We start from the raw sequence: 13,290 nt of genomic DNA, 5'->3' as shown, positions 1-13,290 counted from the left end.
GTGACGCGGTGATCGAAAGAGACGCCCGTGTTTAACCCGTACCAGGGCTGCATTACGTCTGATCTGTTGAACGGATCATTCATTCACGAGGTTCAGCCCATGTCCCGCCCTCTGCTCTTGCTGCGTCCTGCTGCCCAAGGCTTTGCCGTTACCCTGCTGGTAGCGCTGGCCGGGTGTGGGCTGTCGTCTTCCCCTGATGTCGCCAAGCCTGTTGAACCGCCGCCCGTCGCTGAACTGCAAAGCGCGCCGGTACCGGCCACTTTCGCCAAGCGCATGGCCATGCCAGCACCGATGCGAATGCAGGAAAGGGCGACCCTGGATCAGCGCAGCGAACCCCGCGAGCAATACGCCAACCTGCCGGATAACCCGGTGCATCGCGTCGCTGAAACGCCGGTGTCCACCTTCAGCGTCGATGTCGATACCGGCAGCTACGCCAACGTAAGACGCTTCCTCAACCAAGGCAGTCTGCCGCCCGAAGGTGCTGTGCGACTGGAGGAAATGCTCAACTACTTTCCCTACCACTACGCATTGCCCACCGACGGTTCACCCTTTGGCGTGACCACCGAGCTCGCCGCCACGCCGTGGAACCCACGCACGAAGCTGTTGCGCATCGGCATCAAGGCCTCCGACCGGGCCGTGGCGGATCTTGCCCCCGCGAACCTGGTGTTCCTGGTGGACGTGTCCGGCTCCATGGACCGCCGCGAGGGCTTGCCGCTGGTGAAAAGCACGCTGAAATTGCTGGTGGATCAACTGCGCGATCAGGACCGAGTGTCATTGGTGGTGTATGCCGGTGAATCCCGCGTGGTGCTCAAGCCCACCTCCGGGCGTGACAAAAGCAAGATCCGCAACGCCATCGACCAACTCACGGCCGGCGGCTCCACCGCAGGCGCCTCCGGCATCGAACTGGCCTACCAGATGGCCCGCGAAGGCTTTATCGACAAGGGTATCAACCGCATCCTGCTGGCCACCGATGGTGACTTCAACGTGGGCATCAGCGACTTTGACAGCCTCAAGCAAATGGCGGTCGAGCAGCGCAAAAGCGGCGTGTCCCTGACCACCCTTGGCTTTGGTGTGGATAACTACAACGAACACCTGATGGAGCAACTGGCCGACGCAGGCGACGGTAACTACGCCTACATCGACAACCTGCGTGAGGCGCGCAAGGTGCTGGTGGAGCAACTCAGCTCGACCCTGGCCGTGGTCGCCCGGGATGTGAAATTGCAGGTGGAATTCAACCCCGCCCAAGTCAGCGAATACCGCCTGCTGGGCTATGAAAACCGCGCATTGAAGCGTGAGGATTTCAACAACGACAAGGTCGATGCCGGCGAAATCGGTGCAGGGCACACGGTGACCGCGCTGTACGAAATCGTGCCCAAGGGCGAGAAGGGTTGGTTGGAGCCGTTGCGCTATGCCAATGCGCCGACGGCCGAAGGCACATCCGCCGAGCTGGCGATGCTACGGGTGCGCTACAAGCCCGCTGCGGGCGGCAACAGCCAATTGATCGAACGCCCTATCGCTAACCAGTCCACCCCGGCCAGCGACGACCTGCGCTTCTCGGCCGCCGTGGCTGCCTTCGCCCAACAGCTCAAGGGCGATGGCCGCTACACTGGCAGCATGAGTTTGCAGGACACCGCGAAACTTGCCCGCTCGGCCCGCGGCGATGACCCGTTCGGCCTGCGCAATGAATTCGTGCAACTGGTGGAGTTGGCCCAGAGCCTCAAACACTGATCTCGCCCACAACAATGTTCAAATGTGGGAGGGAGCAAGCCCCCTCCCACACTTGATCCTGCTTCGGCTGACAAAAGGAGTTCGCCACCTACATGGCCGTTCCAGACGACTCACCCAGCGACGAATCGCTACTGGCCCGCTACCGAACCGGTGACGCTGGCGCATTTGAAGCCCTGTACACGCGCCACCGCCAAGGCCTGTACCGCTTCCTCATGTCCCTGAGCAACAAGGCAGAGCTGGCCGAAGAAATCTACCAGGACACCTGGCTCAGCCTGATCCGCAGCAACACCCAGCCACAGGGCCGGGCGAGTTTTCGTACGTGGCTGTTCCAGATCGCCCGTAACCGCCTGATCGACCACTGGCGCAAGCACGGCATCCACAACCCCTTGCACGACAGCTACGATGAACAGCTGCACGCCCAACCCGACAGCAGCGCCGGCCCCGAGCAGCAACTGAGCCTGAGCCGCGACCAGGCGCGCCTCGACGCCGCCCTGCAAGACCTGCCCGAAGACCAGCGCGAAGTCTTCCTGCTGCGCCTGCACGGCGAGCTCGAAGTACCGCAAATCGCCGCCCTCACCGGCACCCCGCTGGAAACCGTAAAAAGCCGCCTGCGCTACGCCCAGCAGAAACTGCGCCGCCTGCTGGCCGAGGAGATACCCGCATGAACCACTCCAAACATGCTCCGGACACCGACGACGAGCTGATCCAGCACTTTCGTCAACACAGCAGCGGCGAGCCACCGGCGTCACTGGACGCGTTCATTTTGGCCACCGCCCACCGCGAGGCACCAAAACCTTCGCCCAACCTGTGGCAACGCTGGCTGCGCGCGTGCCAGCAACCACGTTGGCAAATGGCTTTCGCCAGCGTTGCCGGTGTGGCGTTGCTGGTGGGTGTGGTCACGCGCACCAGCGAGCTTGAGCACACGCCGAACACGCGCCTGGCTGCCCCGGCTACGTTTTCTGCGCCTGCACCTGCGCCTATGAGCGCGCCGCCACGCGTCGAATCGTTCAGTGCCGAAATGAGCAGCGATGCCTTGCCCCAAGCCAAAATGGCCAAGCGCGCTGTGCCGGAACCGCTCGAGCAGGGTTTGCAGGAGGTGTTGCGTCTGCGCAAGGCAGGCGATGACGCGGCAGCGACGGCAAAACTCGCCGAGTTGCAAAAACGCTTTCCTGCACAGAACCTCGAGGAGCGGCTCAAAGCATTGCAGCCTCACTGACCCCATGGCGATGGTATCCATCGATACCATCGCCGACCGGTTGAAATGCGTCATAAGCATATGAATTTATATTCAGTTGCTCAGGGAGTAATTGCTGCTAGTTTAATAGGCGAAAGACGTCATTGTTCCTGCTGGCCAACAGAGCGGGTCATGTTTCATTGGATGAAAAGTTGCATGCGGACTTCAAGGATTAAAGTCTTCTCAGCATTCGCTACATGGCCACTGGGAAATAGCTCTACCTGTTGGAAGTCCATTCAATTGGATTGATAAACGGTACCTGATATGACGGCTACGCTGAATTACTCATTGGCGCAGGCAGTGCCTGAGCTGCAACAACCCCTGGATATATTCGAGCTTAAAGAGTCCAACGTACGCTCTTATTGCCGGGACTTTACCGACACGTTCCACACCGCTGAGGGTTCGACGCTGACCAGTGAACAAGGTCAGCTGTTCATCGACTTTTTCAGTGGGGCCGGTGCCTTGAACTACGGGCATAACAACCCGGTATTAAAGGCCGCGCTGCTCGACTACATTGCGCAAAATGGCATCACCCACGGCCTGGATTTCAAGACAACCGCCAAGAAAGCCTTCCTCACCGCATTCGAAGAACAGGTGCTGGCCCCACGCAACCTGCGTTACAAAGTGCAGTTCCCCGGCCCCACCGGCACCAATGCGGTAGAGGCGGCGATCAAGCTGGCGCGCAAGTACACCGGGCGCCAGAACATCGTAGCGTTTACCAATGCCTTCCATGGCATGTCCCTGGGCAGCCTGGCCCTGACCAGCAACCCGCGTAAGCGAGCCGGCGCCGGCGTGACCCTGAGCAATGTCACGTTCATGCCCTATGACGGCTACTTCGGCGACAGCGTGGACACTTCGCTGTACCTGGACAGGATGTTGCGCAGCGGCAGTGGCATCGACAAGCCGGCGGCCATCGTGCTGGAAACCGTGCAGGGCGAGGGCGGTGTGAACAGTGCCTCGGCCGCCTGGGTACACGCCGTGCAGCGCATCGCCCAGGCCCATGACATCCTGCTGATCATCGATGATATCCAGGCCGGCTGCGGGCGTACGGGTGACTTCTTCAGCTTCGAAGCCCTTGGCGTTACCCCAGACATCGTGACGTTGTCCAAGTCGATCAGCGGCTACGGCTTGCCCATGTCGCTGGTGTTGCTGGCGCCCCATCTGGATGTGTGGGAGCCGGGGGAGCACAACGGCACGTTTCGTGGTAACAACCTGGCGTTCGTCACCGGCAAGGCCGTGATCGACCACTATTGGAGCGACGCGGGTTTCACGCAGGCGCTCAAGGCCAAGGCGGGTGTGCTGCATGATGCGCTGCAGAGGTTGTCCGCAGGTTTCGCCGCCAAGGCGCCCAACCGCCTGAAAGGGCGCGGGTTCTTCAAGGGTATCGAGTTCGAGGACGCGAGCCTCGCGCAAAAAGTCGCTGCGCGCGCCTATGCACATGGGCTGATCATTGAAACCTCCGGCATCGATAACCAGGTGCTGAAGTTTCTTCCGGCCCTGACCATCACTGCGGCGCAGATCAACCAAGGCGTGCAGATTCTCGAGCAAGCGTTTACCGAGGTGATCACACCATGAGCGATGCCATCGTTACCCGGCACGCGTCCCTCGATGACGCCGCTGCCATTGCGCCCTTGCTGGATAAATATCGCGAGTTCTACGGTGAAACTTCCGACCTGGCCCGCTCTCTGGCCTTTATTCAACAACGCTTCTTTTTAGGCGAGTCGATTATTATTGTCGCGCAAGTAAACAATGAAGTTATTGGGTTTACGCAACTCTTCCCCAGCTTTTCAAGCGTCACACTAGAACGCCTGTGGATACTCAATGACTTATATGTTGAAGCGTCAAAGCGAAGGGCGGGTGTTGGCCTGGCGTTATTGAATGCCGCCAAGGCATTCGCACAAACAACCGGCGCCAAGCAGTTATTCATCGAGGGCGCAGACGACAACCCGAAGGCACGAAACTTATACACGCGCTTTGGGTTTATCGAAAACACGGCATATCACTATTACCATCTTCCATTGAAGCCAATCCAGGGATAGGAGCTTTTCCATGTCAGACACTGTTTTCGATATCGTGGGTATTGGTTTTGGCCCCTCCAACCTGGCGTTGGCTATTGGCCTTGAAGAGTCCGCTTCCGCGCTGACCTATCGCTTCCTGGACGCCAAGCAAACGCCGGACTGGCAGGATGAAATGTTGCTCAGCGGTTCGGATATCCAGAACAACCCCCTGCGCGACTTGGTCACCCCGCGAAACCCGCGCAGCCACTATGGGTTCGTCAATTACCTGAAAGAAACCGGTCGCCTGTTCGACTACCTCAACCTGCCGCTGACGTACCCGCTGCGGCGCGAATATGCCGAGTACATCAAATGGGTCGCCGGGCATTTTCTGGGCAGTGTCGAATCCTCTGCGTTCGCCCAACGGGTCGAGCCGTTGCTATTCAAAGGCGAGCAGGTGTGGAAGGTCACCTATAACGATCAGCGCGTCATTTACGGCCGCAGCCTCGTGCTCGGCACCGGGCGCACGGCGAATATCCCGGCGGTGTTCGAGGGCCTGACTGGCCCTCAGGTGTTCCACCTCAATCACTACCTGGAGCGCCTCAACAAGCTACCTTCCAGCGTGCAGCGCATCGGTGTGGTGGGCTCCAGCCAGAGTGCCGTGGAAATTGTGCTCGACCTGACCGCCAGGTTCCCCGACAAAGACATCTACTCGCTGCACCGCAGCTTCAGCTTCCGGCTCAAGGACACCAGCCCATTCAGCGACAAGGTGTATTTCCCGGAATTTATCGACTACTACTTCAACCTGCCGCCCGAGGCCAAGGCGCGGGTGGACAAGCAACTGCGCGGCACCAATTACAGCTCGGCCGATGAAGATGTGATCAACGCGCTCTACGTGCGCATTCATGAGGAAAAGTTGCAGGGCAAGCAACGCATCCACATTCTCAACAACATCGCCATTGAACAGGCGCAGATCGGTGCATCGGGGCAGGTGGAGCTGGGGCTCAAGGAGGTCAATCAACTGACCCACTCCACCCTGGCGCTGGACGCACTGGTGCTCGCCACCGGCTTCAAGGACATTGCCGCCAAAGAAAACGGCGAGCTCTATCCGCCACTGCTGGCGCCTTATCACGCACGCTTTCGAGCGGACGCCCACGGCGCGCTGGTGGTCAACCGCGATTACAGCCTGACGGCGCTGGAGGACTTGCCCGCGGTGTTTCTCAACGGCTTATGCGAAAGCTCCCACGGCCTGGGGGACGCCGGCTCATTCAGCCTGATTTCGCTGCGCGTCGAACACATCCTCGCGTCCCTGGAGGAAAAACTCGCACAGGCCGAAGCCCCGCTGCACGCATTGGCCTGACCTGCCCTCGGCAGCAGCCTGCGCCGGCTGCTGCCTCCTACAAGGAGTTCCCATGTTTACAGCAGCATTGATCTACATCCTGGCGGTGATAAGCCCGGGGCCTAACTTCATCATTGTCAGCCGCTTTGCTTCGCTGGGGTCGGTCTCGACCGGTATCGGTGCGACCCTGGGCATCTGCACGGTCGGCGTGTTTTTCTCGACTATCTCATTGCTGGGCCTGGCGGCGTTGCTGCATCAATACCCGGCGTTTTCCAAAGTCGCCACGCTATGCGGCTCGGCCTATCTGCTGTACATCGCCTACAGCATCATCAAAAGCGTACTGGCAAAAAACCCCGGCACCGCCGACAGCACCGCTCCGGGCGCGACCAGCTTCGCCAAGGCCTATCGTGTGGGCGTCATCACCAACATCAGCAACATGAAAACCATCGCCTTCATGATCAGTATCTACGCCGGCTTTCTTTCATCGCCGCGCACAGATATCGAAAAAGTCCTGGTGGTGCTGCTGTGCTCGACGCTCGAAATCATCTGGTACTCCGTGGTGGCACTGCTATTTGGCCAGGGCCCGATCAAGGCGCTGTTCCTCAAATACACTCGGCAGATCGACGTAGGGCTGGCCGTATTCCTCGTGGCGTTTTCACTGAACAACGCCATTCCCGTGCTGATCGCCAGTCGATGAGGCTAAGCCATGGAATGGAACGCGTTGCTCAAGGATGTGGGGGGGCGCTTCAAGCACCGTAGTTGGCTGTTGATTGACCTGGCGCCGGAGGCGTTGGTGCTGAGCGATTTGTCGGGGGAGTTGGTGAGGGATTATCTGGGGGTGACGTTGATTCTGGATTGTCATCTTGAGGGGGTTTTTCGGGTGATTGATGGGTTTGGGCCGGGTATCAATTATGCGGCGTCATTGCAGGCTGCTCGACGCAGGGTTTACTCAGTGCCGACAGGGGTAGCTTTTCAAGATTTCAAATGGGCGTGCTGAAGGCTCACACCAAAAGCTCCAGGTCTCTCGACCTGGGGTTTTTTGTAATCCGCCGTGGGCCATGTACCAGCGAGCGAAAGCTCAGGCCCAGTACCTTTTCACTTTTGCGGTGGTCAAAGCAGGTACGGTCTTCTTCTCGTATCAACAGGCGCATATCCAGTGTGTTTTTGTGTTGGAGCAGGTGTTGCGCGAGGCGCTGAGGGGGGATGATGGGCATCTGGCTGCACCGACGATTTTGGCCGGTGAGCAGACGGTGCTTATGAAAGGAAAAGATAGTGGCTATGCATGACGTGAGCTGGATGAAGCGTTACCGCCTGTGGTTGATTTGCGCCGCTGGTCTCATCCTGACTAGCGTTTTTTTGGTTCTCGTGCGGTTTGATGCTTATGGGCTGGACCGCAGGGCAAGCGAACCCTTTGCATTCAAAGCAAATGGGCTGCTCCTGACGGGTACGCTCTGGTTTCCTGATCACCCGGCAACAGCGGCGGTCGTTCTGGTGCATGGGGATGGCCCGCAAGATCGCACGTCGCAACAAGGTTACGACCCACTCATCAACGCGCTTCTCGATTCAGGCATCGCTGTGGTTTCGTGGGATAAACCAGGCATTGGGGGCTCCCAGGGAAATTGGCTCAATCAGTCGATGACGGACCGCTATGTGAACGTGCGCAGCGCGCTGTTCACCCTTCGCAATACGCTGCAGGGAATCCCTGTCGGTGCGCTTGGATTTTCACAAGCCGGCTGGGTACTGCCTCGCCTGGCGTCGGGTGAAGCCGACTTTCTGGTGCTCGTTGGAGGCGCCGTATCCTGGCAACGACAAGGTGACTACTACACCAGGACGCGGTTGCAACGCACAGGGATGTCTGCGCCTGACATCGCAACAACGATGGCAGAAATAGCCGCCGTCGATGACCGTTTGTTTGCCTCTTCACAAGTACCGCCGATTGCCCTTCTGGGTGATATGAGCCCGGAACGGTGGGCTTTCGTACGGCGAAACCTTCATGAAGATGCAACCAGCGCTTTGGAAAAACTCGATATTCCATTGCTAGCGTTGTGGGGCGCGGACGATCTGAATGTAAACCCGGAAGCCAACGCAACCCTCTACCGAAAGGCTGTTGAGGGCAACCATCCCGCCAACCGGATTGAAGTCATCCCGAATGCAACCCATGGGCTCCTGAGGGCGGCGTCTTACAACACCCAACTCACCGGCGAATGGTCTTGGTTCACCACGATGAGATTTCTAATGGAAGGTCGTCATGCCTACGCGCCAGGCGCTCTTGAAGCGATGAGCGACTGGATTCATGCGCGGGCTGCCGGTGTTCGAATGGAAAATCACTGAAATCGGCTGCGGCGAGAATGAACACTGGGTTTCAGCAGCCCTTGGGGTGATCCTCGGAGGGATCTAGGCCTGAGCGCCAGATCTTCTTGGAACATCAGGAACAAAAAAGCGTCAGGTCGAGAGATCTGGGGCTTTTTCATTCGTATCGGGTGCCCCTGCGTCGTTTGAACTGGGCTGTCATATACCTGCATTTACTGGGTTTTCCTGGTTGTCCTCCGGTTAGGCATACACGTGGGCATACAGGGCGCTTCTTACTGGCTACTCCTTCCCTGTACCTACCCATGGTAAAACGCCACCAGATGATGGTGTGCGAACTCTGATCGAGAGCTTCGCCTCTGTGGTTACCCCTTTGTTCGTTCTTCGCCGCCAGCGAAGCCAAGACATGAGTGATTCACGATGTATTCCAACCAAGCAATAAGCCAAGCTTTGCAAATCAGGTTCGCCGCATTCAAAGGTCGCAAGGAAGATGATTACGAGAGCGAGAATATCGCTCATGGGGCTGCTCATCTTGCGTTGGACGTCGGGATCATCACGAACGACGCCTTGCTAATCGCTCAGGCACAAGAAGTCATCACGGCGATTAGTGATTTTTGGCAACTTCTAGAAGACCTGGACCAGAAGGCGTTGATAGACAGCTACGCCGATTCGGATGCTCTCCAAGAGAAGCGTAGGCAGGCAAATAGAATGGTCAAAGATCTGGTGGGGAAAGAGTTTCATGATTCGCGGTGGGGGAAGCTCATTGAGATCTATCAAAAAACCTTTCCGAGCTTTCTGGTAAGAGCGTCGGTCTACGCGAGGATTGAACCTAAAAAGGCAGCTAGCGAGCTTCGTAAAGAGCTAATGGACCTGTTGACCAAGAAACGGTTGGAGCGAGCTCCCACCCTTGGCGAGGTTCAGGCTTTGCTACCTTGTGCCAAAGCTCTTTTGGAAGATCGTACCATCCGTTATTTAGAGGGGGCCTTACCGGGGTTTGATTTTCGAAATCACTCCATCTTGAACTCCAAGTAGGCGCTGGGGACCCTGGGAGTTTTGTCTTAACACGGGGCATGAAACCCGCCGGATCGAGTTAGTGGGAGGCGTTGGAAGTTACTGAAATTTCAATGGTTGAAATTGAAAGGATTTTGAAGAAAAGAGGGCATCGATACCCTATTGGTAACGGTGCTTTCAGATGGCTCAAGACGTAGGGCAAGTGCCCAGGTGAACTGTTCACTAAGCTGGATGACTTTCCGCTACGATCCCTCGGGTTTCCGACCCCGTGTCACACGGTATTCCTCAGGGGGGCCGGCAGAATTCAGTCTCTAAGGGAAACTGTCGTTTGAGTAAGAATCAGAGGTTGTTGGGGAACAACAGACGCGAGGCCTTTTGTTTCTTTTGGGGAAACGGGGCCGGCATCTTACCGTTTAGATAACACCACAGAGGTTTTGTATCGCTGTAGGCATTACAGTGAAAGGGGAGTGGGGGCTCCGTACTTCATCACAAACCGGTGTAGCAGGTGCAATAGGTGTAGCAACTGAAATTAAGTTGTTGAATTAATTGGATATTTTTATATGTGGCACGTTGTGAGGCAATCAAGGTGCGGCAGTGTGACAGGTTAAAGGTGTGTGACAATGCGACATGACTGAAACGGTCTCGGATGCGCTTTACGTCTATCTGTACCCCGAGAGATTTCTCAGTGAATGTAAGGTCATCTGCTGGTGTGATCGGTCTATAAGAGACACAAAAAGGTGCGTTGGAGCTCGTGGCAAGCCTAATGGGTGCCAAGGGTTGAAAATCGCTCGATTCCGTCGCGGCAGTGGCGTTTTCTCTATCTGACGCTGATGGGGAGCTGCGGAAGTGGGTTTGGATTTAGACCCTGAATTCAAATCAATGCGAAAATTTTCAACGCTTCAAAAAATATGGCCAATTGCCCCGCATACGATTGTATAGTAGCGAATCGCCCCGCCGGGCCACATGCTCAGGATGACGCTGTGACCAATCCTTGCTCAATTCGATTGTTGCTTTCCATCTCAACTTGGTTTTCACCTCTAGAATTTCATATTAATGCTCCACCCTGATGTATTTTCATAAGAGCTATACGCGTACCTTATCGATTAACAAATAGCAGAGACTTAAATGGATACGTCAAAAAAGCGAATAGTTTACGGAAAAAAAAGTAAAGGTATTTTGAACGCGGATGGCCCAGCTAATCTAGGAAAACTGGATGTAATATTTGAGCAAATTAACGGTGAGCTGTACTTAATCAACGATAAAGAGTTTTTTTGCGAGACTAAACAGGTTTTTGTAACCCATAACTATAGCGAAATCGATCTAAGCTTTACTGAGCATGATTTATTGGTAATTGAGGCTGTTCCTACCACCCAAGAGTGGAAAGAGGGAGACTGCCGGTATGTTACAACAGCGCAGAAAACGAGTCTGAATACATCCAGAAAAGCCGCAGTTCAAATTATGAGTGCTCCGCTGCCTTCGGCTAATGAGAGACTACTATTCACGGAAAGCCCACCTCTCACTCCTTTGATTCTGGTAAAGCACGGAGAAAAGATCTACGGACCCTTTCAGACTGAGGTCGAGATAGATACGGACGGAAGCTCTAGTGTAAAACTGCTAAACCTAGACGGTGCGTTTCCTGGGAAGCCAGGCGGTCCTGTCGGCGGTTTAAGAACATATAAGTATGCAGACATTGAAAATGGCGTTGTCCATTACGATACAAATGGTGAAAGATATTCGTTTTTTACGAAGGCTGATATATTCAATCAGATAGATTGCGAATATACAGATTATGCATCCGATGAAGAAATTATAAAAATTTGTAGTGATTTGCTAAAAAAAGCAAACGTTAAAAGCTTTTCAAAGCATGAGCAAATGATGTTCAGGATGGCGGTTTCTAAAGCTAAAGGAATTCCATCCAATGCATCTGAACAACTGAATCGTTTTTTTTCAATTGCCAGTGAGGCTGACGAGAAATTTGAAAGTCTAGATCAGGCGCTTCATGATTATTTGAACTCCTCGAAAGGTACAGGCTTGCTAAGTAAGCATATTGAAGAGCGTAAAGATCAGTACCTAAAACAGTTCAGACAAGATAAAGAGCAACAGCTTCGAGCCGAATTGGCTATCCTTGAAACAGAAGTAGATAGTCTTTCAAAAATACAAAAAAATCTTGAGAACGAGAATCAAGTTGCAGCGGAAAGACTGCAAGAAAAGAATTTTCTGTTAAAAGATCAACAGAAAACATTATTTGATGAAGCGAGAAATAAAGAGCGAAACGAGTTGGACTCCGAGCTCCAGAAGACTAAAGAGCAATTAGCTCTGCTGAAAGAGGAACTCGGGCCTTACAAATCACTGTCCGATATAAAGGCAGCAGTTGCACGAGAAGAGGGTCGCCGTAGTTTTCTAACGGATGAAATAACAACGGCTAAGCAAGAAAAAATATCTTTAGATGATGAGCTTAATAAAAGGACTGAAGATCTAAGGAAAAAGCTAATTGCGCTGAGACCTTACGTTGAAACCATTTCTGGAATGGTGTCGCCCGTAGAAGAAGAAGTTATAAAACTTCCTCATAGTAATGGGCGGCAATTTGCTCCCAAAGATCTTATAGCTGAAAGAAATCTCTATATAGATCAGATTCGGGAGTCTCTTGCAAGGCAAGGACGTATTTATGAGCGTGATTTTATTGCCAATTTGCTCGTTGCTGTTCAGCAAAGCTTTATTGTGATTTTGTCCGGGCTTCCAGGTGTAGGTAAAACTTCTCTTATTAAATTGTTAGGTAAATCTAAACTCCTGGATAGTCGGCTTCTTAATATATCGGTTGGGCGTGGTTGGACTAGTCAACGTGATCTTATCGGGTACTTTAATCCTCTTTCCAATCGTATGGTCCCGGCGCCAACAGGATTCTATAATTACATAAAATCATGTCAAACTGAAGTTTGCCATAGTGCTCCACCACTTTGGGTAGTTCTTGATGAGGCGAATCTATCGGCTATCGAGCACTATTGGGCTCCTTTTATGGGGATGGCCGACTCTGAGTCAGATCGAACCTTGCGGGTTAACGAAAATGAATCTCCTATTCAGATTCCAGAGTCGTTGAGGTTTATCGGCACTATAAACTATGACATGACCACAGAACCGCTAAGCCCGAGACTTATCGATCGTGCTCCTATTATAACTCTGGAGCCAAGTTACGAGGAATTTGAGTATGATAGTAAGTTTGAGTTCGATGAGAGTCTAATACAGATTCCCTATAGTCACGCTTCTTTGGACCAAATGTTTAATGTGGATCCGACTCTGGATCTTGAGATTGAAAGAGCTGCCATTAATGATCAAATGGCTTTTTTTCAAGATGTTAGAAATATATTGATGGATAGTAATATCGCTTATGGGAAGAGATGCGTAATTTCAAAGCGTAAAGAAATAGCAATCGAAAAGTATTGCTTGGTTGCTCACCCTTTAATGCGGTCAGCTTCAAATATGCGAGCATTGGATTATGCTCTGAGTCAACACGTACTACCTCTAATTCAAGGCAGTGGTGAGGGCTATTGCAAGCGATTGGAGGCGTTGCTGCAAATCTTATCTCCTAGTGAATTTAAAATTAGCCACAGTATTCTTTATAGAATAGTGGAGGCTGGTAAGCTAGATATGCATTCCTTCAGCTACTTTTCCTAAGGGACGGG

The 13,290-nt window shown here is 53.9% G+C and carries 12 protein-coding genes; all 12 read left to right on the top strand.

What is annotated here, in order from left to right:
- Window positions 1–99: 99 nt before the first annotated feature.
- The 12 genes from JFT66_RS18710 to JFT66_RS18655 all read left to right on the top strand — a co-directional run bounded on the left by JFT66_RS18710 (window position 100) and on the right by JFT66_RS18655 (window position 13,282).
- Window positions 100–1,728 (top strand): vWA domain-containing protein, encoded by a 1,629-nt coding sequence (locus tag JFT66_RS18710; protein ID WP_034116757.1) that lies wholly within the window; start codon window positions 100–102, stop codon window positions 1,726–1,728.
- Between the two features lie 92 nt (window positions 1,729–1,820).
- Window positions 1,821–2,393 carry an RNA polymerase sigma factor gene (locus tag JFT66_RS18705; protein ID WP_034116758.1) on the top strand — a complete coding sequence of 191 codons (573 nt, stop codon included), beginning with the start codon at window positions 1,821–1,823 and terminating at the stop codon, window positions 2,391–2,393.
- Window positions 2,390–2,944, top strand: coding sequence for a hypothetical protein (locus JFT66_RS18700; RefSeq protein ID WP_198859843.1), 555 nt, complete (start codon window positions 2,390–2,392; stop codon window positions 2,942–2,944). The genes JFT66_RS18705 and JFT66_RS18700 overlap by 4 nt, the downstream gene beginning before the upstream one ends.
- A gap of 339 nt (window positions 2,945–3,283) precedes the next feature.
- Window positions 3,284–4,537, top strand: coding sequence for a diaminobutyrate--2-oxoglutarate transaminase (ectB, locus tag JFT66_RS18695; protein ID WP_198859868.1), 1,254 nt, complete (start codon window positions 3,284–3,286; stop codon window positions 4,535–4,537).
- The gene (locus tag JFT66_RS18690) at window positions 4,534–5,001 is read left to right on the top strand and encodes a GNAT family N-acetyltransferase (protein ID WP_153871699.1); all 468 of its coding nucleotides are present in this window, start codon (window positions 4,534–4,536) and stop codon (window positions 4,999–5,001) included. Before ectB ends, JFT66_RS18690 begins: the two co-directional genes overlap by 4 nt.
- Before the next feature lie 10 nt (window positions 5,002–5,011).
- Window positions 5,012–6,316 (top strand): SidA/IucD/PvdA family monooxygenase, encoded by a 1,305-nt coding sequence (locus JFT66_RS18685; RefSeq protein WP_198859842.1) that lies wholly within the window; start codon window positions 5,012–5,014, stop codon window positions 6,314–6,316.
- A 52-nt stretch (window positions 6,317–6,368) separates the two neighbouring features.
- Entirely contained in the window at window positions 6,369–6,992 is a 624-nt protein-coding gene (locus JFT66_RS18680; protein WP_198859841.1) for a LysE family translocator, read from the top strand.
- 9 nt (window positions 6,993–7,001) lie between these two features.
- Window positions 7,002–7,292, top strand: coding sequence for a hypothetical protein (locus JFT66_RS18675; protein ID WP_198859840.1), 291 nt, complete (start codon window positions 7,002–7,004; stop codon window positions 7,290–7,292).
- 61 nt (window positions 7,293–7,353) lie between these two features.
- On the top strand, window positions 7,354–7,581 hold the full coding sequence (locus tag JFT66_RS18670; protein ID WP_198859839.1) for a hypothetical protein: 228 nt from the start codon (window positions 7,354–7,356) through the stop codon (window positions 7,579–7,581).
- Window positions 7,574–8,626, top strand: a complete 1,053-nt coding sequence (locus tag JFT66_RS18665; protein ID WP_198859867.1) for an alpha/beta hydrolase family protein — start codon at window positions 7,574–7,576, stop codon at window positions 8,624–8,626. The genes JFT66_RS18670 and JFT66_RS18665 overlap by 8 nt, the downstream gene beginning before the upstream one ends.
- 396 nt (window positions 8,627–9,022) lie before the next feature.
- The gene (locus JFT66_RS18660) at window positions 9,023–9,634 is read left to right on the top strand and encodes a hypothetical protein (RefSeq protein ID WP_198859838.1); all 612 of its coding nucleotides are present in this window, start codon (window positions 9,023–9,025) and stop codon (window positions 9,632–9,634) included.
- Between the two features lie 1,104 nt (window positions 9,635–10,738).
- Window positions 10,739–13,282, top strand: a complete 2,544-nt coding sequence (locus JFT66_RS18655; protein WP_198859837.1) for a hypothetical protein — start codon at window positions 10,739–10,741, stop codon at window positions 13,280–13,282.
- Window positions 13,283–13,290: the final 8 nt, after the last annotated feature.

The sequence above is a fragment of the Pseudomonas sp. MF6755 genome (genome assembly GCF_016405635.1).
In the GTDB taxonomy this organism is placed as follows: Bacteria; Pseudomonadota; Gammaproteobacteria; order Pseudomonadales; family Pseudomonadaceae; genus Aquipseudomonas; species Aquipseudomonas haemolytica.
Note: the sequence above shows the minus strand (reverse complement) of the source record. Positions and strands in the feature narration are given on the sequence as shown.